We start from the raw sequence: 25,753 nt of genomic DNA, 5'->3' as shown, positions 1-25,753 counted from the left end.
ATGACAGAACGTAAAGGTATTATTCTCGCTGGCGGATCCGGCACGCGCTTATATCCGGTGACCAAAGCTGTCTCCAAGCAACTTCTGCCCATATACGACAAGCCCATGATCTATTATCCGCTCAGCACATTGATGCTGGCGGGCATACGAGACATTTTGATTATTTCTACTCCGCAAGATACGCCACGTTTTGCACAGTTGTTGGGAGACGGCAGCGCATGGGGCTTGAATTTGCAATATGCGGTGCAGAACAGCCCGGATGGTCTTGCTCAGGCTTTTATCATTGGCAAGCAATTCCTGGATGGGGCACCGAGTGCACTCGTGCTCGGTGACAATATCTTTTATGGCCATGATCTGCAGGTGCAGCTAGAGCGTGCTTGTGCGCAACCGCATGGCGCTACGGTGTTTGCTTACCATGTGCAGGATCCCGAGCGTTATGGCGTGGTTGATTTTGACGATGTCGGACGGGCCACCAGCCTAGAGGAAAAGCCGGTTGTGCCAAAAAGTAATTATGCCGTCACCGGCTTGTACTTTTATGACGAACAGGTCGTTGACATTGCTAGTACTTTGGCGCCTTCGCCGAGGGGCGAGCTCGAGATTACCGATGTTAATCGTATCTATCTGCAGCGTGATCAGCTGAATGTGGAGATTCTCGGGCGTGGCTATGCTTGGCTTGATACGGGAACCCATGAAAGCCTTAATGAAGCCAGTAACTTCATCCAGACGATCGAGCATCGCCAAGGTTTGAAAGTGGCATGTCCTGAAGAAATCGCTTTTCGCCAGGGTTTTATCGATGCGGCGCAGTTGGAGCGGCTTGCCGTACCTCTTGCGAAGAATGGCTATGGCCAATACTTGCAGCGCTTATTGAAAGAAAGGGTTCAATCATGAAAGTGATTCCTACCGATATCACGGATCTGTTGATCATTGAACCGAAAGTCTTTGGCGATGAGCGTGGGTTTTTTTATGAGAGTTTCAATCAGCGTCAATTTGATGAGGCGGTTGGACATGCAGTGCAATTTGTTCAGGATAATCACAGCCGCTCGGCGAAAAATGTCCTGCGTGGTCTGCACTATCAAATCCAGCATCCGCAGGGAAAGCTGGTACGCGTAACGCAGGGACGCGTTTATGATGTGGCGGTCGACATTCGGCGCAACTCGTCCACTTTTGGACGGCATGTCGGCGTCGAGCTGTCCGCTGAAAATAAGCGGATGTTCTGGATTCCGGAAGGGTTTGCGCATGGTTTTGTCGTGTTGTCGGACACGGCGGAGTTCCTCTACAAGACCACGGATTACTGGGCGCCGGAACATGAGCGCAGCCTGGCGTGGAATGATCCCGCCCTTGGCATTGACTGGCAGGTCGAAGGTCAGCCCATGTTGTCTGGAAAAGACCAGTTGGGAAAATTACTGTCCGATGCTGAGGTTTTCGTATGACGGGGGCATTGGCGAATGTGAATCCGCATGCCGCGCAACCGACCTCGATGGCGTCCTTGATGCGCAGCTTGTGGCGGAACAAGCAATTGATCATGCAAATGGCCAAGCGTGAAGTCGCGGGGCGCTACAAGGGGTCTGCGATGGGGTTGGCTTGGTCGTTCTTCAATCCGATCTTCATGCTGGTCGTGTACACCTTTGTCTTTTCCGAGATTTTCAAGTCGCGCTGGGGCGGGATAGGCGGCGATGGCAGCAAAACGGAATATGCCGTAGTGCTGTTTGTCGGCTTGATCATGCTGAATTTATTCAGCGAGGTGGTCACGCGCGCACCGAATCTGATTCTTGCCAATATGAATTATGTCAAGAAAGTTGTTTTTCCCATCGAGATATTGCCGGTGGTCGTGATGAGCGCAGCCCTGTTTCACAGCATGATAAGCCTGGTGGTACTGTTGGCGGCATTTACTCTGTTTAATGGTTATCTGCATTGGACGGTGATTTTCCTGCCGTGCGTGCTATTGCCGTTGGTGGTGTTAACCACGGGAATAGGCTGGATGCTGGCCTCGTTGGGCGTATTTTTGCGTGATGTAGGGCAGAGTGTCGTTATCGTTGTCAGTGTGCTGACCTTTCTGTCCCCGGTGTTTTACCCTGTGACGGCCGTGCCAGAGCGTTTTCGTCCATTTATGTTGGCTAATCCGTTGACATTCATTATCGAACAAGCGCGCGAGGTGTTGATATTTGGACACGCTCCGGACTGGCTTGGCCTGGGACTGTATTCGCTGGCGGCAGCCGCCATTGCTTGGGCCGGCTATGTCTGGTTTCAAAAGACCAGAAAGGGATTTGCCGATGTCCTCTAATGAGATTGCCATTCGCGTTAGCAATATTAGTAAATGCTACGAGATCTATGCCACCCCACGCGACCGCTTGAAGCAATTTGTCTTGCCTCGTGTGCAGCGGAAGGTGGGCATGCAGGCACAGCGCTATTACCGTGAATTCTGGGCTGTCAAAGACGTCTCGTTTGAAATCAAGCGCGGTGAAACAGTCGGGATCATCGGTCGTAACGGTAGCGGCAAGTCCACCTTGCTACAAATGATATGTGGAACCTTGAGTCCAAGCAGTGGCAGCATAGAAACCAATGGGCGTATTGCCGCCTTGCTGGAGCTGGGTTCCGGTTTCAATCCCGAGTTTACCGGGCGTGAAAATGTCTATATGAACGCTTCGGTATTGGGTTTGACCAACACCGAGATTGACCAACGCTTCGACGATATCGTTGCGTTTGCCGATATTGGCGATTTCATCGAACAGCCCGTCAAGACATATTCGAGCGGCATGATGGTACGGCTGGCTTTTGCCGTCATTGCGCACGTTGACGCTGACATCCTGGTGGTCGACGAGGCGCTGGCGGTGGGCGATGCCTTCTTTACTCAGAAATGCATGCGTTTCCTGCGTGCATTCATCAAGACTGGCACCGTACTGTTTGTCAGCCACGATACGGGCAGCATCAAGAATTTGTGTAACTACGCGGTATGGCTTGAAAAAGGGCAGGTATTGCAGGAAGGAACTCCCAAGGACGTCTGCGAGTTGTATCTTGAGGCCTTTTATGAGGCCATGCAAGGCAAGAGCAGTACGACCAAATTGAAAGCGTTCAAGAAGCCGGATGAATCAATTCCCATCAAGGATCAACGCCTTGAATTCATCAATTCCAGCAATTTACGTAACGACTTGCAGGTTTTTAAGTTTGATCCCGATGCTGCATCGTTTGGCAAGGGAGGGGCACGGATAGCGAATGTGCATCTGCTTGATGCCGCAGGCAATGCACTGGCATGGATCGTCGGCGGCGAACTGGTGACCCTGCGCATAGTCGTGAGCGTATTTCAGGATCTCGATTCGCCTATTATCGGTTTTCATGTCAAGGACCGTTTGGGCCAGGAATTGTTTGGAGACAATACTTTCTTGTCTTATCGCGATAACTTGGTGTTCAGCCACGAAGGCAACGAGCTACAAGCGGAGTTCACTTTCTATATGCCCTTGTTGCCGGCTGGCGAATATAGCATCAGTACTGCTGTCGCCAATGGTAGCCAGGAAATACATGAACAGCATCACTGGATTCATGATGCTGTCGTATTTAAGTCCGAATCGAGCAGTGTCGCCTCGGGCCTGATCGGCATTCCGATGCTGCAAGTAAAGTTGAAAAATATTGAAGAGGCAGTTTCTTAAGTACCGCAATTGCTTGTGCGTATTGGGAGATGTGAGAGTTACTTATTAAGGAAATAGAATGCATCCTTCGGCGTTAGAGTTTGGTGGGCTGTTTTTCAAGACATATTGTGAAGATGAGAAAAATATCGTCATCATGGATGTGGGCGCTCAGGATGTAAATGGCTCGTTGCGCGATGTCAGTCCGTCTGCCGCAAAATATATCGGAATCGATTTTGTCGAGGGGCGTGGTGTCGATGTGGTCCTGAGCGATCCCTATCATTTGCCCATGGAAGACGCCAGTGCCGACGTGGTGGTGTGTAGTTCGGTATTTGAGCACTCCCAGTTTTTTTGGCTGCTATATCTGGAAGTCTTGCGGATACTAAAGCCGAATGGCCTTTTCTATTTGAATGCGCCAAGCAACGGTTATATTCACCGTTATCCAGTCGATTGTTGGCGATTTTATCCGGATGCAGGCCATGCGTTGGTGGCATGGGGCGAGCGAAATGGTTATGCGCCGGCCCTGCTGGAGTCTTTTATCGGTGATAAAAATTGTCAATCGATGGAAGCGGATGCCTGGAACGATTATGTTGCCGTATTTGTAAAAGACAAGGCATTTCAATCGCAGTATGCGAAACGGATACTGCATGCATTACCGTCATATGCACATGGTTATTGTGATGATGGTGGCATTGATGCTAAATTCAGCGAATTGACCGACGATTTTGTCATTATTCTTGAGCACCAGGCACAGAATCAGGAGCTTGAAGTTGCATTGAGTGGCCAGCAGGCGGAATGCCAGGGGTTAGCTGCTGAATTAGTGCGGCAGCGTACGCTGTTGTCGGATAGCGAGCGTGACAGGCACCTGGCGCAAGTGCGCCAGCAAGAGTTGCAGAACGAGTTGGCCGGAGTGCGGAGTCTCCTGGACTCGCAAACAGCCCAGGCAGCATTCTTGAGTGAACAGAACAAGCAGTTGATGGCCACTTGGAGCTGGCGCCTGACGGCACCACTGCGCAAGCTGTCTATTTTGCTGCGCGGGTAAGCGGGCACGTGCCGGCTACACAGATTGAAGGCAGAAGCAAGAACATCAACCAAATCCTGTATTCGTTCATGCGGAAGGTGCGGTACATCAGCCGGTGAACGGACGAAGATGCTCAAGTGTACGGTAGGCGGAAGCTTTGTGGCCATTGCTTGACCTGCCTGCCAATATATTTGCAATATCCGGGGCGACAGAAACTTGTTGGATACCTCGGCGACAACTAGAAAATGGTGTAGTCAAGACCATGGTGTGGATGAAAAAGGAATCAGGGCATGCATAAAGAAGAACCATACGATAATAATAGTGCATTGGCAGAGCGCGATGCGCAAATAGCCCATTTGAGCCATCTGGTGGCACAGCGGGACATGCAAATTCATGCCATCTACGCTACGCGCAGCTGGCGCGTGACGCGCCCCTTGCGGGCCATCCTGCGCCAGGTATTGCGCGTGAAGCGTGTTTTGCGTCTGGCAGGCATGGCAAGGCAGCGTTATGGCGGCTGGATACCCGCCCTGTCATTGGCCGCCCGCCTGTATGCCCGCGAGGGTGTGGCCGGACTCCGTCGCGGCCTTGCTGTTGTTCAACAATCTGAGTTGTCCACCCCTGTGGCCACCCATGATTCGCGTGATTATACGGAATGGGTACGGCGTTACAGTACGCTGGATGATAGCCGGCGTGATGCCATGCGAGGGAAAGTCGAGAGCTTTGCGCTACGTCCCTTGATATCTGTTTTGATGCCAGTTTACAACACGCCGCCGGAATTTCTTCAGCAGGCGATCGATTCGGTGTGCGCGCAGTTGTACCCGAATTGGGAATTATGCATTGCTGACGATGCCTCTACCAATTCGGCCGTGCGAAAGGTGTTAGATGCCGCGCGCGACAAGGATAGCCGTATCAAAATTGTGTATCGTGAACAGAACGGGCATATATCATGTGCCAGTAACTCGGCACTGGCGTTGGCGGAGGGCGAGTTTGTTGCGCTGTTCGATCATGACGATATGCTCGCTGAGGATGCGTTGTACTGGATGGTGGAGGCGCTGAATCGCTCTCCTGACGCGGGCCTGTTGTATTCGGATGAAGACAAGGTCAACGAGCAAAATCACCGTTATGATCCCTACTTCAAGTCGCAACTCAATTATGAGTTGCTGCTGGCGCAAAACATGATCTGCCATTTGGGTGTCTACCGTACCGAACTGGTGCGTCGCCTTGGAGGCTTTCGTGCTGGCTTCGAAGGTGGCCAGGACTATGACCTGGCATTACGTGTGATCGAACAACTTGATCCGTCGCAAGTCGTTCATGTGCCGCATGTGCTTTACCACTGGCGTGCAATTGCGGGCAGCACGGCATTGGCGGCTGGAGAGAAGAATTATGCGGCCGATGCGGGCCGACGCGCTGTCGTCGAACACTTGGCGCGTGTCGGGCTGGAGGCCGAAGTGTTGCCAGCACCCGAGGCGCCGGCGCTGAACCGGGTACGCTTTGCGTGTCCGGTGCCGCAACCGCTGGTCAGTATTATCATCCCGACCAAGGATCGTGCCGATTTGCTGGGTATGTGTCTCGATTCGCTGCTTGAGCGTACGACTTACCTCAATTACGAAGTCATTATTGTTGATAATGGCAGCGTCGAACCGGCGACGCAAAAATTGTTCGCACGGCTGCCGGCCGAACGTTTCCGGGTATTGCGCGATGATTCGCCGTTCAACTTCTCTGCGCTCAACAACCATGCGGCACGCATTGCCCGCGGCAGTTTTCTGTGTCTGATGAATAATGATATCGAAATTCTCACGCCCGATTGGCTGGAGGAGATGGTGTCGTTTGCGGCGCGTGGCGATGTAGGGTGTGTCGGTGCGCGCCTGTGGTATCCGGATGGGCGCCTGCAGCATGGCGGTTGCATAGTCGGCTTAGGTGGTGTTGCTGGCCACTCGCATAAGTATTTTCCCAAAGGCGATCCTGGATATTTCCGCCGGGCTGTTTTGCATCAATCGTTCAGTGCGGTGACCGCCGCTTGCCTGCTGTTGCGTCGTGAGGTGTTCGAGCAGGTGGACGGGCTGGATGAAAAATTGGTCGTCGCATTCAACGACGTGGATTTCTGTCTGCGCGTGCGCGAAGCCGGTTTCCGCAATGTATGGACGCCGTATGCCGAAATGATTCATCACGAATCGGCATCGCGCGGCGATGAAGATACGCCTGAAAAAGTGGCGCGTTTTGGTAATGAGATTGCCTACGTGAAAGCGCGTTGGGGGGATAGCTTGCTGCAAGATCCAGCCTATAGTTTTAACCTGACGCTGGACATGGAGGATTTTTCTTATGCCTGGCCTCCGCGTGTGAATACATTTTAATAAAGTTGCCATTGAATGGGCATTTATTGAAAGAAGTGGCTTGCCTCTCTTGCATTACACGGCCGGCAATTGTGTGCGCGACGCTTGACCGTTACAAGCGACTGTCGTGGTTTTTATTTGAAGGATTATTTTGAGTTTGCTTCCACTTGTTGTCGATCTCGACGGAACATTGATCCGGACTGACATGTTGCACGAGTCTGCGTTGCGGGCCATGCGCGACAGGCCGTGGGATGCCTTGCGCATTCCATATTGGCTTTCTCAAGGCAAGGCGGTGCTCAAGCAGCAGTTGGCACAGAACGGCAGTTTCGATGCCACTTCTCTTCCTTATGATGTGGAATTGTTGGCCTGGTTGAAATTGCAAAAGGATGCAGGACGGTCGTTAATCTTGTGCACGGCATCGGATATCTCGATTGCCACGGCAATTGCAAGCCACCTTGGCCTGTTTGATGCTGTCATGGCCAGCGATGGCGTCACCAATCTGGCCGGCAGGCACAAGGCTGATGCGCTGGAGCAGCGCTTTGGCCGGGCCGGCTTTGATTATGCCGGTAATTCCAATGCCGACCTGGCGGTATGGGCGCGCGCGCGACGTGCCGTGGTGGTGAATGCATCGGCTGATTTGGCTGCGAAGGCTGCGATGCAATGTGAAGTGGAGCGGGTTTTTGCCGCGCCTGCCGCTGGCTTGAGCGCCTGGCGTCGCGTATTGCGTGTGCATCAATGGATGAAGAATCTGCTGTTATTCGTGCCATTGGTGGCGGCCCATCTGATTACTGACGTCGATACTGTGTTCTCGCTGATCGTGGCTTTTTTTGCCTTCAGCCTTTGCGCTTCTTCCGTTTACATCGCCAACGATCTTCTCGATCTGGAAAGCGACCGGCAGCATCCTCGTAAATGCACGCGGCCGTTTGCCTCCGGCGTGGTCCCCGCATGGATGGGCGTGATGCTCGCGCCTGTGCTCTTGCTTGCCAGTCTGTTGCTGGCAAATCATGTGGGAAGCAATTTTCTGACCTGCCTGCTGGTCTATTTCTTGCTCACCTGCGCATATTCCTGGGGACTGAAGCGCTTGATCCTGGTCGACTGCTTGACCTTGGCTGTGCTGTATACACTGCGCATTATTGCCGGTGCGGCGGCGGCCGGGATTCCCCTGTCTTTCTGGCTGCTGGCCTTCTCGGTATTCTTGTTCCTGTCGCTGGCATTTGTGAAGCGTTACGCCGAACTGCAGGTCCAAATGCTCAACGGTAAGAAAAAAGTGCATGGTCGCGGTTATTTCACCTCTGATGCCCCCTTGATTCAAATGCTTGGTATTACGTCAGGCTATGCTTCCGTGGTCGTGTTGGCACTGTATTTGAACAGCGATGCAGTGTTACAACTGTACCGTACACCCGAATGTGTATGGGGGGCGGTCCCGGTGATGCTTTTCTGGGTGAGTTGGATCTGGATGCAGGCACATCGGGGGGATATGCATGACGACCCGCTGGTATTCGCCGTGAAAGACAAGGTCAGCCTGGTGGCTGGCTTGGCGTTCGCCGTTGTCCTGGCGATCGGAACATTGGGATGGCCATGGTGAGAGTGTCGTCCTGGGGGCGCTTGACGGCTGACGAGCATGATGTGTTCGCGCTGGCGGAGCGTGTCCGGACATTACAGGGCTTGCCAGGTACATTGCCAGGGGTGGCCCACGGGATGGGACGCAGCTATGGCGATGTGTGCCTGAACCCGGGTGGCGCGCTCTGGCGCACGACTGAGCTGGACCGCTTTATCAGTTTTGATACGCTGACAGGCCGCCTGGTCTGCGAGAGTGGCGTATTGCTGCGCGACATACAGAAAATGACGGTGCCGCGAGGGTGGATGCTGGCCGTTACCCCAGGCACGCAATTGATCACTGTTGGTGGAGCCATCGCCAATGACGTGCATGGAAAAAATCACCATGTGCACGGCTCATTTGGCGATCATGTTCTTGCGCTGCAATTGCTGCGCACCGATGGCAGCGTGATTGACTGTGGTCCGCAATCGTTGCCGCAATGGTTTGCCGCGACAGTCGGGGGGATGGGCTTGACTGGTGTGGTGGTACGGGTGGAGTTGCAGTTGCGGCGTGTTGCTGGTCCTTGGCTGCAAACGGAAACGCTGCCCTACGATAACCTGGAACAGTTTTTTGCCCTGTCCGACGCATCGGAAGCGGCATGGGAGCATACGGTTTCCTGGATCGACTGCATGGCCGGTAGCGGCGGACGAGGGCTGTTCATGCGGGGGAATCTTGGCGCAGTGGGTTTGTCTGCCCAGCCTTCCGAGCGTAAACGTCGCATTCCGTTTGTCCCTCCTGTTTCATTGGTGAATCGCGTGTCGCTGCCGGCCTTTAATACTGCCTATTTCAATCTGAATAAATGGAAATCTTCCAGACGGACGGTCCATTACGAGGCGTTCAATTATCCCCTGGACAATTTGCTCGATTGGAACCGGATGTATGGTCCACGTGGTTTTTATCAATATCAGAGCGTGGTACCGCGCGCGGTTGGCCAGGATGCCGTGCGGGAGATGCTCGATGCCATCGCACGTGCAGGCGATGGCTCTTTTTTGGCCGTACTTAAAACTTTCGGCGATCGTCAATCCGCTGGCATGTTGAGCTTCCCCCAGCCTGGCGTGACGCTGGCGCTGGACTTTCCAAACAAGGGCGCGCGGACTTTGCAGTTATTCGCGCGTCTTGACCAGATTGTGAGCGAGGCCGGTGGCAGGATTTATCCGGCCAAGGATGCACGCATGCCGCGCGCCTTGTTCGAGGCCGGTTATCCACGCCTTGCGGAATTTTTGCAGTACCGCGATCCTGGTATCAGTTCTTCGATGTCTCGACGCCTGATGGGCAGTTAAATAATCTTCGGGAAATTATTGTGAGCGGATGAAGAACCGCAACCGGATGGCGCGCAGGGGGTTTGCGGAACGAGTCCCGCGCCAGCGTAACGGTACTGGCCGGTGATGGGCAGTCCCTCCTGCAAGGCACGCGTTGTTAACCGCGGGCAACACCACGGGCGCCGCTGATGGGAGTCGGAAATCATAATAATGTATGGGGAATTACTTGGCCGCGTTGTTGTACAAATTAATCATGGCAAGCTGAATCGTTGCTAATCTCAAACCCCAGTTATTGTTAAACAAGGAAATGCGCATGCCGCCGAATAAGCCACAACGTATCGTCATTATTGGAGCAACATCGGCGATTGCCGAGCATTGCGCCAGGCTGTGGGTACGCGAAACAGCGGTCGATCTGACGCTGGTGGGACGCAATGCGGAACGCACGCAGAAGGTCGCGGACGACCTGCTGGTACGTAGTCCGCAATCGCGCATCACCGTGCGCGATGCCGATTTCATGGATGCTGATGGTATTGCGCGACTTGCGGCAGAGCTTGCCGCTCAGGGCCAGCTGGACCTGGTGCTGATCGCCCACGGATCTTTACCTGATCAGGCTGGGTGCCAGCATAGTCTGGCGCAGTGCCGCGAGGCGCTTGAAGTGAACGGCATTTCACCTGTGTTGTTTGCAGAAGCATTTGTTGAACATATGCAACGCGGCGAACGGGGCACCTTGGCGATCATCGGGTCGGTGGCAGGGGACCGCGGCCGGAAATCCAATTATGTCTACGGTGCTGCAAAGGGCCTCGTCACGCGTTATACGCAGGGCCTTCAGCATCGTCTTGCTTCGAGCGGCGTCAATGTGGTACTGATCAAGCCGGGACCGACGGCCACCCCGATGACCGCACACCTTCAGGGGCAGGGAGGCAAGATGGCCCCTGTCGACCAGGTGGCACGTGAAATCGTGGCCGGTATTGCCAAGGGAGTCCAGACTATTTATGCACCGCGCAAATGGGCCGTGATCATGCAAGTGATCCGGCACTTGCCACGTTTTGTCTTCAATAAAATGGATATATAGGGACGAGATTAATAAGAACACCAGGTAAATCATATCGGGCATTGCAACCATGGATGGCAATGCCCGGCACATTGCCTTGCAGGTTCCGGGCGAAAGCGCTTGGCGAGGCTTGGTATCGTGAACCGGAGAGGACGGCAATGCACGCGTTTCCTTTGCATTTGGGACTGGCGATGCAGGGCCTTGGATTCATCGGTGCAAGGTTTCTATTGTTGGGTGAATACGTCACGCATGCCGGAGTGGCTGGCCGGGCGCTTGTTTTTACATAGTAGATGGATGATTGAGAAAGGTGTGTATGTCGATTATTTTTTACGGATGCCGCTTTGGACACACTCTTGACGCTTGGCCGAGCTTGCGGTGATGCCGACTTACTTCACTGAGCGTCGCTTGCGCCGACTGGGAGATGCGCTGCTGTGGTGTCTGGTGGTACTCACTTGCGTCGCCAGGATTGTGCCGTTCTCTCCCGATATGCCCACTGACGGCCTGGATGGGTCATGGCGCTTTGGCCTGGAACAGGCCATGGCGCAAGGACTTGCCATCGGTCGCGATATTATATTTACTTTTGGTCCGTATTCCTCTGTTTACACGCGCAATTATCATCCGGCTACCGATTCCCTGGCCTTGTTGTCGAGTACCTATCTCGCCCTTTCTTATGCGGGCATTCTGGGACTCTTTATTTCCGGTGGCGGCAGGCGCTGGATATTTGCCCTCGTGGTGATTATGGCCGGCCTTGTTTTTATTCCCGATTCCTTGCTGTTCATCATGCCACTGCTGATAGCTTTGCAGGTCTATCGGCGTTGGCCAGCTACGATAGGCATGCAGCCGAAAGTAAAAGATGACTATCCCTGGTTGTTGATGTTGTTGCTTGCACCTTTGGGGTTCTTGCCTTTGATCAAGGGTACCCTGCTTATGCTCTGCGCGGCCGTTACCGTGTTGTGCGCCATTTTTTTGTTCGTCCAGCGTCGTCGGTATCTGGCTGTCATTTGCCTCTTGGCGCCCCTATTGGCGATGGCTCTCTTTTGGGTGGCGGCAGGTCAACAGTTGACCACATTACCCTCTTATTTTGCCGGGATGTTGCTGATTGTTTCGGGCTACTCGGAGGCGATGGCGTATTCAGGTGAACTGCATGAAATCATTCTGGTGGTACTCGCCAGTGTCGCAATCCTGTTCACCATTGCAAGACATCCCGGCATCTCGAAAGCGCGGCGGTATTTTTTGTTGTTACTGTTTGCTGCCGTGCTCTTTATCGCGTTCAAAGCCGGTTTTGTCCGTCATGATGGTCATGCCGTCATAGCGAGCACTACTTTATTGATGGCTGTCATGGCTTTGCCATTGGTGCTATATTCGCGTCGCGTCTTGTATTGTGTTTTATTGAGCATGTTCTCGTGGTTGGTCGTCAATTATCACTATCAGCATAGTACGCCGGCAAGCCTTGCGAGGGATGTCAAGGCCACGTTTGCCTCGTCGTGGTCCGGTGCGCGCCTGCGTTTGCAGCACGACTGGCCCCGTAGCCAGTTCGACGCGACGGTGCTTGTCTTGCGCCAGAAGGCGGCTTTGCCCGTCTTGGCGGGGAGCAGCGACATTTATGCGTACGATCAATCCGCATTGATTGCTTCTGGTAATCATTGGACGCCCCGGCCCGTGTTGCAGAGTTATTCCGCGTATACGCCCGCACTGGCAAATGTCAACAGGCGGTATTTGCTTGGTAAGGACGCCCCTCGCAATGTATTTTTCAAGGTGCAAAGCATAGATAATCGCTTTCCATCGCTTGACGATGGTCCAAGCTGGCCGATCTTGTTGGCCTATTACCAGCCTTTTCATCGCTATGACCAGACCTTGGTTTTCACGAGGAACACGGCCGAGGTATTTGCCCCATTACCCAGTTTTCCCATCAGAACCCATCGTTTTAGCGAAGCCATACGTTTGCCAAAAGGCGATCAATTACTGTTTGCTCAATTCGATATCAAGCCCAGTTTTTTTGGGCGAATAGCCTCCTTGCTGCTGCGCCCAAGTCAATTGTCGATAACCGTGAATCTGGTCAATGGCAGCACAAAAAAATTTCGGCTTGTCTCTGGCATGGCGAAAGCTGGATTTTTGCTCTCGCCTTTGATTGAAGATAGCAATGAATTTTCATATATGTTTGGGAAGGGTGAGTTGCTTGATGGCAAGGTGGTTGAGTCTGTCAGTATTGATACAAACAAGCGTGCGCGTTGGCTTTGGCAGGATAGTTATACCTTGAGTTTGACGCCGTTGCCGCCGGTCAGTGCCGCCGCCGACGCAGGATTCTATTCATCGGAGCATCGTGAGGGACAGTTACTTGCCGCAGGTACGGAAGCAGGCGTCGTATGCGGCGGTGCCATTGATGTCATCAATCATACCCCTGTCGGTCATCTTCCTTTCCGGGCACAGGGCATGCTTAATGTACAAGGTTGGCTGACGCCGAGTGCTGCGCATCAAACGGTTGCGCGACAGGTATATGTGATATTGACCGATGCACAAGACCGGCGGCATCTGGTACCAGCGCAGTCCGTTGATCGCCCTGACGTGGCGAGCGCATTTAATAACCGCAAACTGGAAGGCGCAGGCTATATGGTGAATATCGATATCTCCGGGCTCAGGGGAAATTACAAACTCGGTTTGGGTTTCGACAATGGTGAAGGCATGAAAATGTGTTCGCAATTTGCGCTTGATGGCGTACTCAATTAATTGACTTAAAAAATTGGATTGAAAAATAACGATAGGAATTCTTTCAAGGTATGAACTCGAAAAATCAAAAAATCATTTTGCCTGGCGGTGCCGGTCTGGTAGGGCAAAATCTGGTGGCGCGTCTGAAGGCCAAAGGCTACACCAATATAGTTGTGTTGGACAAGCACCGCAGCAATTTGGAAATCTTACGTAAAGTCCAGCCTGATATCGTGTGCGAATATGCGGATCTGGCAGAAGCTGGTGACTGGCAGAGGCACTTCGATGATGCCGATGTTGTCATCATGCTGCAGGCACAGATTGGCGGCATTGATTATCAGGACTTCGTGCGAAATAATGTCGACGCGACGCGGTTGATACTGGAGCAGATCAAGTCCAGTGCGCACAAACCCTATCTGGTGCATATCAGTTCTTCCGTGGTGGTGTCGGTGGCGGATGATTTCTATACGCGCAGCAAGAAGGAACAAGAGCATATGGTTTTGGCCAGCGGCATTGAATGTCCGGTGCTGCGTCCTACGCTGATGTTTGGCTGGTTTGACCGCAAGCATCTGGGCTGGCTTTCCCGTTTCATGAAAAAGGTGCCGGTATTTCCCATTCCGGGGCATGGACGCTATATGCGTCAACCGCTGTATGTCGGTGATTTTTCCAATGTGATTATCAGCTGCATCGAAAACCGACGTGCTTCTGGCATCTATAACATTTCCGGCCATGAAAAGGTCGACTATATCGATATTATTCGCATCATCAAGCGCGCCACCGGTGCGCGTACGCCTATCGTCAAGATCCCTTATCACCTGTTTTATGGATTGATCTGGCTGTGGGCATTGTTTGATAAAAATCCGCCGTTTACTACCCAGCAACTGGCTGCCTTGAGTGCGAAGGATGAGTTCGAAGTGATCGACTGGCCAGGCATGTTCGACGTGCCATATACGCCATTTGTCCGTGCAATCGACGAGACTTTCAATGATCCTCGTTACAACAAAGTTATCCTGGAATTCTGAGCATGGTTGAAAAAAAGTGTTTGCATGCTGTACCGCATGGCAGGTCTGTTTTGCGGTACGTTGCCCGATGAAACGATTGCTTTACTTATCTGGTCGTGACTTATTCTTGCTGGCTGCTGGTTTGTTCGCCGCGTGCATGGTGGGCTTGTCCCTGCTAGGCGGGCTGCTAGCTTGGTCGCCCGTACCTTTCTGGGATATGTGGGACGGCTACCTGGATTTTTTCCTGCGTCTTCAGGATGGCGAAAACCGTATTTGGTGGTTGCAGCACAATGACCATCGCATTCTATTGACAAAAATCCTGTTCTGGATGGATTTGAAATGGTTTGGTGGGACCGGTGCATTCCTGATTGCCCTCAATTACATTCTGGTCAGCTGTGCCGCGTTGTTGTTCTGCAAGATTTTTCGACAACTTGCCGGTACCGTCCGTGCGACGGCTGCGGAATGGTCGGCGATGCTGTTCCTGACGGGCTGGTTATTCCTCTGGACGCAACAGGAAAATTTGACCTGGGCCTTCCAGAGTCAGTTCTTTCTGGTCCAGTTGCTGCCACTTTGTGCCTTTTACTGGCTGTATCAGTCAACTGATGAAGCGGAGCCGGGACGCCAATTTGTATGTGCAGCAGTATTTGGCCTCAGTTGTATCGGCACCATGGCGAATGGTATTTTTGTATTGCCGATGATGGTTGCCTATGCCATTGTGGCCCGCTTGGGACGTTTGAAAATAGCATGTTTGGCGGGGCTTTCGGTAATTGGTTTGACAGCATTCTTTTACCAGTACAGCATGCTTGTCAGCCATATGCCTATTCATCAGGTGATGCTGGAGTATCCGCTGCAGATGCTGACATACACCTTGCATTACCTTGGTAGTCCGTTTTATTTTCTCGCAGGTGGTACTCCTTGGGCGCGGCATGTTGCGCTCGCCGCCGGCCTGCTTATGATGACATGCAGCATCTATCAGGCTTACCGTTTGCTGGTTTCTCCGCAGCGAAGCCCTGCGTTGGCCTTGACGTTTTTTATCGCTTATATCGTGCTGTCAGGCTTCATTACCGCAGCCGGGCGCATGTTTATCGGCGCCGATCAGGCCTTCGCTGGCCGTTATTCGACGCCAGCGGTCATGGCCTGGGCGGCATTGGGCGTACAATATTTTCCCGTCTTGCGCGCGAAAGAACAATGTTGGCAACGTTTGTCCGTCGCCGCATTGTGCCTGCTGGGTACGTTCATGCTCGTCCTGCAGTCGCATGCGTTGAAACCGCAGATTGATGCCGTTTTCAATAAAAATGTCGCTGCTTTGGCATTGGCAATGGGCGTACACGACGAAGCGCAAATTGCCCATATTTACCCTTCCGCGCCGCGTGCACTGGACCTTGCCGCGAAAGCCATGGCACGGGAATTGTCCGTGTTTGGCAACTATCCATTGCGACAAGTGCGGGCAGGAATAGGGCAACCGTGGCCGATGGCAGGTGTGCGTTGCGAGGGAACACTGACGGAAGCTGTGCCTATCAACGGAGAGGCCAGGTATCTGCGTGTACACGGTGAACTGCACATGCCTGGCAGCAAGGAAAACTCCAGCTTCTTGCGGTTTGTCGCCGGAGGAAAAGTGATTGGTTACGCGATGATGGGCGGAAATGTCGAGTCTGGTGATATGCCTGCAAGCAAGGCTGGATTTACTGGTTACGTGGCTGCTGATGCCTTAAAGGGAGAACTGTTTTTGCAGGGTGAAAATCCTGCCTGTTTTTTGCGTGCCCATTTGTCACAGCCATTGTTTTCTTTGACCGCCATGGCGCCAGCACCGCAGTTTGCCAGCGTGGGGCGCCACAGCGTTTTGGTCGGAAATCAATGGCAAGGCTTCGATTACGAAAAATCGCACATCGATGGCATGCAGGTATATGGAAGTTTGATTCATGGCGACGGTGATACGGGCGCTATCTCATTACGTCTCAAACGCGGTGACCGGCTATTTTATCGCTCTGGTCCCAGATCGGGACGCCAGATAATAGAAATAGAGGGGCAACCGGAATTGAGAATGATTATGCCGGTGATGACGCAATGGACGCGGATGGACTTTAACACCGCCGTTGTGCCATTGGGGGACCTGGTGGTCAAGTTTATCGACAGCGGCAGCGGCTGGGGCGAGTGGTCCGCTATCGCGGTGAATGCGGAATAGGAGGCGTCATGCCTTCGGTAAATCAAAAACATAGTGGAGTTTTCAACATGGGTCAACGTATTGCAGTACTCGGGGCTGGTCCGATGGGTTTGGCTGTGGCCTATCAATTGGCGCGCGATGGACATACGCCAGTGGTATTCGAGGCGGATGACCGGGTTGGCGGCATGACCGCCGCCTTCGATTTTTCCGGCTTGTCGATCGAACGTTATTATCATTTTCATGCCATTTCAGACCATGCCTTCCTGAACGTGCTGGACGAGTTGGGACTGGCTGGCAAGATGCATTGGGTCGCCACCAAAATGGGCTATTGGTATCAGGATCGCTTGCAAGAGTGGGGGAATCCGGTCGCGCTGTTGAAGTTCAAGGGACTCGGTTTCGTCGCCAAGTTCCGCTACGGCCTGCATGCGTTCCTGTCCACCAAGCGCGATGACTGGAAGCCGTTGGATAATGTCGACGCTGTTGACTGGATACGGCGATGGGTGGGGAAAGAGGCGTATGAGGTGTTGTGGCGTCGCCTGTTCGACTACAAATTTTATGATTTCACGAACAATCTGTCCGCAGCCTGGATATGGAGCCGCATCCGTCGCATAGGCCGTTCGCGCTATAGCCTGTTCAAGGAAAAGCTTGGTTATCTGGAGGGCGGCTCTGCCACATTGCTACAGGGGATGCATACCGATATCGAGCGGCATGGTGGCGTGGTGCGCCTGAGTTCTGCCGTCAGCAAGGTGGTGATCGAGAATGGCCAGGTACGAGGTGTGAATGTGGGGGGCTGCTTCGAAGCCTTCGACAAGGTCATCAGCACAGTGCCGCTGCCTTATGTACCGCGCTTGATGCCCGATTTGCCGGCAAGCGTGTTGTCGCAATTTCGCGCCCTCAATAATATCGCGGTGGTTTGCGTGATCGTCAAATTGCGCCAGAAACTGACTGAAAATTTCTGGCTCAATACGAATGATCCCGAGATGGATATTCCTGGCCTGGTGGAATATTCCAACTTGCGCCCACTCGACGAGCACATTGTTTATGTACCGTTTTATATGCCGGGTGAGCATGCGAAGTTTGCCGAACCGGATCAGGTATTCCTCGACAAGGTGCGTCGCTATTTCAAGAAGATCAATCCGGCATTAAGCGACGCCGACTTCTTGGACATGCGAGCGAGCCGCTACCGCTACGCCCAGCCGATTTGTGAGCCGGGGTACCTGTCGCGCCTGCCGCCCGTTGCCTTGCCGGTGCAGGGCTTGTGGGTAGCCGATACTTCTTACTATTATCCGGAAGACCGTGGCATTTCCGAAAGCATCGGTTTTGGCCGCCAAATGGCCAAGGATGCCGCCGCATGATCGGGCACTTTGCCTCGCGCCAGTTTGTTGTCTTCCTGGTGACTGGCGGCACCGCCGCCGCAGTCAATTTCGGCTCGCGTATTTTGTATAACCTGTGGCTGCCGTTTTCTGGCGCCGTGGTCCTCGCTTACATGACGGGCATGGTGACCGCATTTGTACTGGCCAAGTTATTTGTATTTAAAGAAAGCAGGCAATCCACGCGACGCTCTGCGCTGTTCTTTACGCTGGTTAACCTGGTTGCCATTATACAAACTTGGGCCATCAGCATGGGCCTTGCCTATTATCTGCTACCTGCGCTGGGCTTGACGACCTATGTCAAGGAGGTTGCGCATGCTGTCGGGGTTGCCGTACCCGTCTTTACCAGCTATCTCGGACATAAGCGCTGGTCATTTCAATAGGCATGCTGGCCGATTGGTGGCGGAAACTCTCTATTACCCAGTCGCATGGTGCGTCATTGCTGGTCTGGTGCCAATGCCCAGAGCCTATCCCGGTAGATGAAAACATCTGCCGCTGGCGCGCTTCAGGAGCGGTGACTGCGTTGATCGTCGTCGCGTGGCTTGCCACGCGTCCTCCTCACGCCTTGTCCGGGTTCCTGATGTGCTGCCAGCAGAAGACGCTCCTTACTGGAATAGGCTCTAAGTAATCATCGGAAATGATGGTGGATTCATGAACAATAGAACCGGAGGGTGCCGCAAGGGGGGGGGCGCGGGATATGGCCTGCGCCTGCGTAACAGTACGGTCCTCTGACGGGCGCGTACACCGGCAAAGGCGCTCGCGGCGACGCAGTGATGGCAATGTTGGCAACTGGCAAGCCTTGTCGGACACCTTGCATCGCTCCGGTTATGGAAATCAGAAATCACCATAATTTGTTGGGGGTACTTGAACATCAGCAGAATTTATGAGCAACTTGGCGGCATCACTCTGGAAAAACAGCGTACCTTGCCGCGTATCGCGTATCATTTGACGCTCATCATATTGTCATCCGAATAAGTGCTCGCCGGTGCGTGCCGGGATGACCATCCATCGTTTAATATCATGCCTAAAGAATCTCCACAGCAATCTCATGCTCGCTTGAATGGCCAGCCCTCGTACGGCCGCTTGCGGCGCGCTTTTTCCTGGCTGGTCCGTCCAGCACATGCTGGCGCCATGGTGCGCTTGGCATTGCAACGTGGTGGAGGCGTCGGCGGGGTCGTTCGAAAGGCGTACAGACTGTATCGACGAGAAGGTCTGGCGGGGTTGAGGCTTGGTTTTGGCAAAGTTGCTACTGCTGCGCAGTATGACCGCAATGATTATTTTGACTGGGTCCGCCGCTATGACACCGTGGATGATGCAGCCCGTTCGCAAATGCGCGTTGACATGGAGGGTTTTGCGGACCAGCCGTTGATATCGATCATCTTGCCTGTATTTAATCCTCCACTGAAGTTCCTCGACCAAGCGATAAACTCGGTGCGCGGACAGATTTATCCGCACTGGGAATTGTGCATTGCCGATGATGCCTCGACTGATACGAACGTGCGCATGATGCTGGAGCATCACCGCAGCCAGGATAGTCGCATCAAGATTGTCTATCGGGAACAGAACGGGCATATCTCGGCGTCAACTAATTCAGCGCTGGCGCTGGCCTCTGGAGAGTTTGTCGCACTGTTCGACCATGACGATTTGCTGACTGAGCATGCACTGTTCTGGATTGCCGAGGCGCTTAACCGGCGTCCCGATGCCGGTCTGATTTACTCAGATGAAGATAAGGTTGACGCCAGTAATCACCGTTTTGATCCGAATTTCAAGCCGGATCTCAATTACGAATTGCTGTTGGCACAGAATATGGTCTGCCATCTAGGTGTATATCGTACTGCGCTGGTGCGTCAGGTCGGTGGATTTCGGGAGGGATTCAACGGTGCCCAAGACCATGATCTGGTGCTGCGCGTTATCGAGCAGCTTATGCCCGAGCAGGTGGTGCACGTGCCGCGGGTGTTGTATCACTGGCGCGCCATTCGCGGCAGCACCGCACTCGATGCCGGTGAAAAGAACTATGCCGCGGAGGCCGGGCGCAGGGCGGTCAGGGAGCATTTGCTCCGCAAGGGAATTGTGGCGGAGGTACTGGAAGCGCCGGAGGTGCCGAGCATGAACAGGGTACGCTTTGCGCGGCCCTCACCCTTGCCACTGGTCAGTATTCTGATTCCAACGCGCGACCGTGCTGATCTTCTGGGCATGTGTCTCGACTCACTGCTCGCGCGTAGCACTTACACCAATTATGAGGTGATTATTGTTGATAACGGCAGTATGGAGGAGTCCACTCAGCAGTTGTTTGCGCGGTTACCGAAAGATCGCTTCAAAATCCTTCGCGATGATTCACCATTCAATTTTTCCCTGCTCAATAATCGCGCGGCGCGGCTTGCACAGGGAAGCATACTTTGCCTGATGAATAATGATATTGAGATTTTGACCCCGGACTGGCTTGAGGAGATGGTGGCGTTTGCCGTTCGTGACGAGGTCGGCTGTGTCGGTGCGCGCCTGTGGTATCCCGACGGACGCCTGCAGCATGCGGGTTGTATCCTGGGCGTGGGCGGGGTGGCTGGCCATGCGCATAAATATCTCAAGCGGGGTTATGCCGGTTATTTTGGACGCGCCCTGACGCACCAATCGTTTAGCGCGGTAACTGCCGCTTGCCTGGTCGTTCGACGGGATGTGTTCGAGCAGGTCGGGGGAATGGAGGAGCAGTTGGGCGTAGCCTTCAATGATGTCGATTTTTGCTTGAAAGTACGTGCCGCCGGGTACCGCAATGTATGGACGCCGTATGCCGAAATGATTCATCATGAATCTGCCACGCGTGGCGACGACAATGCCCCGGATAAGCTGGCGCGTTTTTCAGCCGAGATTGCGTTTGTGCAACAGCGCTGGGGCGCCCAACTACAGCGCGATCCAGCCTATAGCCCGAATCTGACGGCCTACCACGAAGACTTTTCGTATGCCTGGCCGCCGCGATAGCAACGAGATGTATGGCAAGCTTTAGTATGGTCCATCGGCAGCCATTCCTGCGCAAATCCAGGAACGCCTGCCTCGTCGATCAGGCTTGCTTCTTGCCAAAGCAATGCGGGCAAGACACCTCATACACGTATTCCGGCGCCAGTTGCTGGCGTGGCGTAACGACGGCGCGGCAGACGAAGCATTGCACGGTTTCCGTCGGTTCCAGTTTCGGGTTCAGGGCCGTGCGGTAGTCGAAGACGAAGCAGTCGCCCGTGTAGTGCTCGCCGCCCACTTCCTCGAAATACTTCAAAATACCGCCGTCGAGCTGGTACACGCTGTCGTAGCCGATTTCCTTCATGTGGATGGCGGCCTTTTCGCAGCGGATGCCGCCGGTGCAGAAGGTGACGACGGTCTTGCCTTCCAGTTCGTCCTTGTGCGCGGCGGCCACGGCCGGGAATTCCGTAAACTTGTCGATACGATAATCAAGCGTGTTGTTGAACGTGCCCACGTCCACTTCAAAGGCGTTGCGCGTTTCCATCATGACCACGGGCTTGCCTGCGTCGTCGACGCCGGCGTCCAGCCAGCGCTTGAGCGTGTGCGCGTCGACGGACGGGGCGCGGCCCAGTTCCGGCTTGATCAGCGGCATGCGCATGGTAATGATTTCTTTTTTCAGCTTGACCAGCATGCGCTTGTGCGATTGCTCGTTCGATAAGCTTTCCTTCCATTCCAGGTCCGCCAGACGCTCGTCGCCGCGCACCCAGGCGAGGAAGCTGTCGATATGCGCACGCGTGCCCGACAGGAACATGTTGATGCCTTCCGGCGTCAGCAGGATCGTGCCTTTCAGGCCCAGCGCCAGGCATTGCTCCTGATACAAGGGGCGCATGGCTTCCGTATCGGCCAGCGTAATGAATTTATACGCGGCGATGTTGACAAACGTGGCGGCCAGCGGGCTGGCAGCGGCGGAAACGGCGGATGTTGCTTGGGTGATGGCTTGCATGATGGCGATCGGCTTAGACTGAACAGCCGATATTATAAGCCCGACAGGCCGGGCGGGATACCCGGTCCGTACGCGCGACGCGGTAGAATAGACCCCATTGAATTTTGCACGAAATGGTACACAGGATGGAAATGGTAATGCAAGAGGCCGGCGCTCCGGCAGGTTCACCGCAAGCCCCGCAAGGGCCCGCATTTGTCCACTTGCGCGTGCACTCGGAGTATTCGATCGTCGACGGCCTGGTACGCATCGACGACGTGGTCAAGGCGGCGGCGAAGGACAAGCAGGTGGCGCTGGCCGTCACCGACCTGTCGAACCTGTTTGGCATGGTGAAGTTCTACAAGGAAGCGCGTGGCAAGGGCATCAAGCCCATCGTCGGTGTCGACGTGTGGATCACGAATGACGACAACCGCGAAAAACCGTCGCGCCTGCTGTTGCTGGCGAAGAACCGCATGGGCTATCTGCAGCTGTGCGAACTGCTGTCGACGGCCTGGCTGACGAACCAGTACAAGGGCCGCGCCGAGCTGCGCATCGAGTGGCTGCAGGCGCTGGCGACGAATACCTACGAGCTGTACCCGGACGACAGTGCGGCGAATGGCTTGATCGTGCTGTCGGGCGCGCATTTCGGCGATGTCGGCATCGCCATCGAGAATGGCAACCTGGCGCTGGCCGAACGCCATGCCCAGCGCTGGGCCGAGATTTTCCCCGGGCATTTTTATATTGAAATCCAGCGCGGCGGCCAGGCCAATCAGGAAGCGCAGGTGCGCCATGCGGTGGCCCTGGCGGCCAAGCTGGGCTTGCCCGTGGTGGCCACGCATCCCGTGCAATTCATTTCCCCCGAGGAATTTATTGCCCACGAAGCCCGCACCTGTATCGCCGAAGGCGAAATGCTGGCCAACGCCAAGCGCGTCAAACGCTTCAATGACAGCCAGCGCTTCCTGTCGCAGGCCGACATGGCCGAATTGTTCGCCGACTTGCCGGCCGCGCTGGCCAATTCCGTGGAAATCGCCAAGCGCTGCAACCTGACCTTGACCCTGGGCAAGCCGCAACTGCCGAACTTCCCCACGCCGCCGGGCATGACGATCGACCAGTTCCTCGTCGCCGAATCGCAGGCGGGCCTGGAAAAACGGCTATTACAGCTGTATCCCGATCCCGAGCGGCGCGAAAAGGAGCGTCCGCGCTATGAATCGCGCTTGAAATTCGAGACGGACACGATCTGCAACATGAAATTCCCCGGCTACTTCCTCATCGTGGCCGAGTTTATCCAGTGGGCCAAGGAAAACGGCGTGCCCGTCGGCCCGGGCCGCGGTTCGGGGGCCGGTTCGCTGGTCGCGTATTCGCTGCTCATTACCGATCTGGATCCATTGCAGTACAACCTGCTGTTCGAGCGCTTTTTGAATCCCGAACGCGTCTCGATGCCCGACTTCGATATCGACTTTTGCCAGGAAGGGCGCGACCGCGTCATCCAGCACGTCAAGGATTTGTACGGCAAGGAGGCGGTCTCGCAGATCGCCACCTTCGGTACCATGGCGGCCAAGGGCGCGATCCGCGACGTGGGCCGCGTGATGGACTTCGGCTATAACTTCTGCGACGGCATCTCGAAGCTGATTCCGTTCAAGCCCGGCAAGCCCGTGTCGATCGCCGATGCCATCGAGGAAGAGCCATTGCTCAAGGAGCGCCAGGAAAACGAGGAAGAGGTCAAGCAGTTGCTGGACCTGGCCCAGCAAGTCGAAGGCATCACGCGCAATATCGGCATGCATGCGGGGGGCGTGCTGATCGCCCCGGGCAAGCTGACGGATTTCTGCCCGCTGTACACGCAGGGCGGCGACTCGGGCGTCGTGTCGCAGTACGACAAGGATGACGTGGAAGCCGTCGGCCTCGTGAAGTTCGACTTTTTGGGCTTGACCACGCTGACGATTCTCGACCGCGCCGTGCGCTACATCAAGCAGCTCGATCCCGCGCAGGCGGACTTCGACCTGGCGACCTTGCCGCTGAATGACAAGCCATCGTATGACTTGCTGACCAAGGCCAAGACCGTGGCCGTGTTCCAGCTGGAGTCGCGCGGCATGCAGGGCATGCTGAAAGACGCGCGTCCCGACCGCTTCGAAGACATTATCGCGCTGGTGGCCTTGTACCGTCCCGGTCCGATGGACCTGATTCCGGATTTTTGCAAGCGCAAGCACGGCGAACGCTTCGATTATCCCGATCCGCGCACGGAATCGATTCTGTCCGAAACCTACGGCATCATGGTGTATCAGGAGCAGGTGATGCAGATGGCGCAGATCGTCGGCGGCTACTCGCTGGGCGGCGCCGACATGCTGCGCCGCGCCATGGGTAAAAAGAAGGCCGAAGAGATGGCCGAGCACCGCGAGATCTTCCGCGCCGGTGCGGCAAAGGATGGCTTGACGGCGGAAAAGGCCGACGAGATCTTCGACTTGATGGAAAAGTTCGCCGGCTACGGTTTCAACAAATCGCACGCCGCCGCCTACGCCCTGCTGTCGTACCACACGGCGTATTTAAAGGCGCATCACACGGCCGCCTTCATGGCCGCCAACTTGTCGCTGGCCATGGACGACACGGACAAGATCAAGATCCTGGTGGAAGATGCGCTGGAAATCTGCAAGCTGACCTTGTTGCCGCCAGACATCAACGAATCCGATTACCGCTTCACGCCAAGTGGCGAGGCGCCGTCCGTCAGCGGCAAGAAGGTCACGCAGATCCGCTACGGCCTCGGTGCCGTGAAGGGCTCGGGCCAGAATGCCATCGAAGCCATCATCGCCGCGCGCGAGGCCGGCGGGCCGTTTACGAGCCTGTTCGATTTCTGCAAGCGCGTTGATAAAAAGCAAATTAATCGCCGCACCATCGAGTCATTGATACGCAGCGGCGCCTTCGATTGCCTGAAGGTCGACCGCGCCATCCTGCTCGCATCCGTGGCGTTCGCCATGGAGTGCGCCGACCAGGCTGCCAAGGCGGCGAATCAGGTGAGCCTGTTCGGCGGCGACGACAGCGACATGGTGGCGCCGCCCGAGTACGTCAAGGTGCCCGTGTGGACGGACAAGCAGCGATTGACGGAAGAAAAGATCGCGCTGGGTTTCTATCTGTCCGGCCATTTGTTCGATTCGTATGCGCCCGAGGCCCGCCGTTTTGCCCGCACGAAACTGTCTGAATTGTCGCCGTCGCGCGAGCCGCGCATGATGGCCGGCGTCATCACGGGCTTGCGCACGCAGATGACACAGCGCGGCAAGATTCTCATCGTCACCCTGGACGACAAGAGCGGTACCGTCGAGGTGACGGTGTACGGCGAATTGTTTGATTCCAACCGGAAAATCTTCAAGGAAGACGAATTCCTCGCCGTCGTGGGCAAGGTGTCGGAAGACCGCTTCTCGGGCGGCTTGCGCATCACGGCCGAGAGCGCCTTCGACATCATCGCCGCGCGCGTGCAGTATGGCCGCCAGCTGGGTTTGACTTTGCCCACGACGCTGGACATGAAACGCATCAGCGACGTGCTCCTGCCGCACCGGGCTGCGGAAGGCTTGCCGATCGCCGCGCGCGTCAGCCCGCAAGGCATCAGCTGCGTGCTGCAATTTGGCGACGAGTGGAAGGTGGCGCCGTCCGATGAATTGCAGACGGCGCTGGAACAGCTGCTGGGCGCGCAAGAGGTGGCGGTCGAATACTAGGCGCCGCGCCGCTGACAAAGCCAAAC

The 25,753-nt window shown here is 54.9% G+C and carries 17 protein-coding genes; 16 read left to right on the top strand and 1 reads right to left on the bottom strand.

The window, feature by feature from the left end; translation table 11 throughout:
• The 15 genes from rfbA (at position 1) to AC3RCJ_RS24755 (ending at position 21,077) form a co-directional block, all read left to right on the top strand.
• Positions 1–888 (top strand): glucose-1-phosphate thymidylyltransferase RfbA, encoded by an 888-nt coding sequence (gene rfbA / locus AC3RCJ_RS24825; RefSeq protein ID WP_492959548.1) that lies wholly within the window; start codon positions 1–3, stop codon positions 886–888.
• Positions 885–1,430 (top strand): dTDP-4-dehydrorhamnose 3,5-epimerase, encoded by a 546-nt coding sequence (gene rfbC, locus AC3RCJ_RS24820; protein WP_492959546.1) that lies wholly within the window; start codon positions 885–887, stop codon positions 1,428–1,430. The genes rfbA and rfbC overlap by 4 nt, the downstream gene beginning before the upstream one ends.
• Positions 1,427–2,281: an ABC transporter permease gene (locus AC3RCJ_RS24815; RefSeq protein WP_492959544.1), complete on the top strand. Its 855-nt coding sequence runs from the start codon at positions 1,427–1,429 to the stop codon at positions 2,279–2,281. The genes rfbC and AC3RCJ_RS24815 overlap by 4 nt, the downstream gene beginning before the upstream one ends.
• A complete protein-coding gene (locus tag AC3RCJ_RS24810) occupies positions 2,271–3,641 on the top strand; it encodes an ABC transporter ATP-binding protein (protein ID WP_492959542.1) in 1,371 nt (456 codons plus the stop codon). Before AC3RCJ_RS24815 ends, AC3RCJ_RS24810 begins: the two co-directional genes overlap by 11 nt.
• Before the next feature lie 58 nt (positions 3,642–3,699).
• Positions 3,700–4,659: a class I SAM-dependent methyltransferase gene (locus AC3RCJ_RS24805; RefSeq protein WP_492959540.1), complete on the top strand. Its 960-nt coding sequence runs from the start codon at positions 3,700–3,702 to the stop codon at positions 4,657–4,659.
• 269 nt (positions 4,660–4,928) lie between these two features.
• Positions 4,929–6,989 carry a glycosyltransferase family 2 protein gene (locus AC3RCJ_RS24800; protein WP_492959538.1) on the top strand — a complete coding sequence of 687 codons (2,061 nt, stop codon included), beginning with the start codon at positions 4,929–4,931 and terminating at the stop codon, positions 6,987–6,989.
• 130 nt (positions 6,990–7,119) lie between these two features.
• On the top strand, positions 7,120–8,553 hold the full coding sequence (locus AC3RCJ_RS24795) for a UbiA family prenyltransferase (RefSeq protein WP_492959536.1): 1,434 nt from the start codon (positions 7,120–7,122) through the stop codon (positions 8,551–8,553).
• Between the two features lie 20 nt (positions 8,554–8,573).
• The gene (locus AC3RCJ_RS24790; RefSeq protein WP_492959534.1) at positions 8,574–9,845 is read left to right on the top strand and encodes an FAD-binding protein; all 1,272 of its coding nucleotides are present in this window, start codon (positions 8,574–8,576) and stop codon (positions 9,843–9,845) included.
• Positions 9,846–10,137: 292 nt separating this feature from the next.
• Positions 10,138–10,896 carry an SDR family NAD(P)-dependent oxidoreductase gene (locus tag AC3RCJ_RS24785; protein WP_492959532.1) on the top strand — a complete coding sequence of 253 codons (759 nt, stop codon included), beginning with the start codon at positions 10,138–10,140 and terminating at the stop codon, positions 10,894–10,896.
• Positions 10,897–11,235: 339 nt separating this feature from the next.
• Entirely contained in the window at positions 11,236–13,599 is a 2,364-nt protein-coding gene (locus AC3RCJ_RS24780) for a hypothetical protein (protein WP_492959531.1), read from the top strand.
• A 50-nt stretch (positions 13,600–13,649) separates the two neighbouring features.
• On the top strand, positions 13,650–14,597 hold the full coding sequence (locus AC3RCJ_RS24775) for an NAD-dependent epimerase/dehydratase family protein (RefSeq protein ID WP_492959529.1): 948 nt from the start codon (positions 13,650–13,652) through the stop codon (positions 14,595–14,597).
• Between the two features lie 67 nt (positions 14,598–14,664).
• The gene (locus AC3RCJ_RS24770) at positions 14,665–16,758 is read left to right on the top strand and encodes a hypothetical protein (protein WP_492959527.1); all 2,094 of its coding nucleotides are present in this window, start codon (positions 14,665–14,667) and stop codon (positions 16,756–16,758) included.
• 47 nt (positions 16,759–16,805) lie between these two features.
• A complete protein-coding gene (locus AC3RCJ_RS24765; protein WP_492959525.1) occupies positions 16,806–18,092 on the top strand; it encodes an NAD(P)/FAD-dependent oxidoreductase in 1,287 nt (428 codons plus the stop codon).
• Positions 18,089–18,490 (top strand): GtrA family protein, encoded by a 402-nt coding sequence (locus AC3RCJ_RS24760; protein ID WP_492959523.1) that lies wholly within the window; start codon positions 18,089–18,091, stop codon positions 18,488–18,490. The genes AC3RCJ_RS24765 and AC3RCJ_RS24760 overlap by 4 nt, the downstream gene beginning before the upstream one ends.
• A gap of 637 nt (positions 18,491–19,127) precedes the next feature.
• Positions 19,128–21,077 carry a glycosyltransferase family 2 protein gene (locus AC3RCJ_RS24755; protein ID WP_492959521.1) on the top strand — a complete coding sequence of 650 codons (1,950 nt, stop codon included), beginning with the start codon at positions 19,128–19,130 and terminating at the stop codon, positions 21,075–21,077.
• A gap of 79 nt (positions 21,078–21,156) precedes the next feature.
• On the opposite strand, the gene AC3RCJ_RS24750 is transcribed toward AC3RCJ_RS24755, so the two are convergent.
• The gene (locus tag AC3RCJ_RS24750) at positions 21,157–22,053 is read right to left on the bottom strand and encodes a sulfurtransferase (RefSeq protein ID WP_492959519.1); all 897 of its coding nucleotides are present in this window, start codon (positions 22,051–22,053) and stop codon (positions 21,157–21,159) included.
• A gap of 125 nt (positions 22,054–22,178) precedes the next feature.
• Here AC3RCJ_RS24750 and dnaE point away from each other — a divergent pair, with 125 nt between their 5' ends.
• Complete coding sequence (gene dnaE / locus AC3RCJ_RS24745; protein WP_492959517.1) at positions 22,179–25,727, top strand: DNA polymerase III subunit alpha; 3,549 nt, start codon at positions 22,179–22,181, stop codon at positions 25,725–25,727.
• Positions 25,728–25,753: the final 26 nt, after the last annotated feature.

The sequence above is a fragment of the Janthinobacterium sp. GW822-FHT07H11 genome, from assembly GCF_058798615.1.
This window is presented reverse-complemented; position numbering and strand designations above follow the sequence as displayed.

Coding starts and splice junctions, on each gene's coding strand:
- rfbA (WP_492959548.1), top strand. CDS start 1: ATGACAGAACGTAAAGGTATTATTCTCGCTGGCGGATCCGGCACGCGC.
- rfbC (WP_492959546.1), top strand. CDS start 885: ATGAAAGTGATTCCTACCGATATCACGGATCTGTTGATCATTGAACCG.
- AC3RCJ_RS24815 (WP_492959544.1), top strand. CDS start 1,427: ATGACGGGGGCATTGGCGAATGTGAATCCGCATGCCGCGCAACCGACC.
- AC3RCJ_RS24810 (WP_492959542.1), top strand. CDS start 2,271: ATGTCCTCTAATGAGATTGCCATTCGCGTTAGCAATATTAGTAAATGC.
- AC3RCJ_RS24805 (WP_492959540.1), top strand. CDS start 3,700: ATGCATCCTTCGGCGTTAGAGTTTGGTGGGCTGTTTTTCAAGACATAT.
- AC3RCJ_RS24800 (WP_492959538.1), top strand. CDS start 4,929: ATGCATAAAGAAGAACCATACGATAATAATAGTGCATTGGCAGAGCGC.
- AC3RCJ_RS24785 (WP_492959532.1), top strand. CDS start 10,138: ATGCCGCCGAATAAGCCACAACGTATCGTCATTATTGGAGCAACATCG.
- AC3RCJ_RS24775 (WP_492959529.1), top strand. CDS start 13,650: ATGAACTCGAAAAATCAAAAAATCATTTTGCCTGGCGGTGCCGGTCTG.
- AC3RCJ_RS24770 (WP_492959527.1), top strand. CDS start 14,665: ATGAAACGATTGCTTTACTTATCTGGTCGTGACTTATTCTTGCTGGCT.
- AC3RCJ_RS24765 (WP_492959525.1), top strand. CDS start 16,806: ATGGGTCAACGTATTGCAGTACTCGGGGCTGGTCCGATGGGTTTGGCT.
- AC3RCJ_RS24760 (WP_492959523.1), top strand. CDS start 18,089: ATGATCGGGCACTTTGCCTCGCGCCAGTTTGTTGTCTTCCTGGTGACT.
- AC3RCJ_RS24755 (WP_492959521.1), top strand. CDS start 19,128: ATGCCTAAAGAATCTCCACAGCAATCTCATGCTCGCTTGAATGGCCAG.
- AC3RCJ_RS24750 (WP_492959519.1), bottom strand. CDS start 22,053: ATGCAAGCCATCACCCAAGCAACATCCGCCGTTTCCGCCGCTGCCAGC.
- dnaE (WP_492959517.1), top strand. CDS start 22,179: ATGGAAATGGTAATGCAAGAGGCCGGCGCTCCGGCAGGTTCACCGCAA.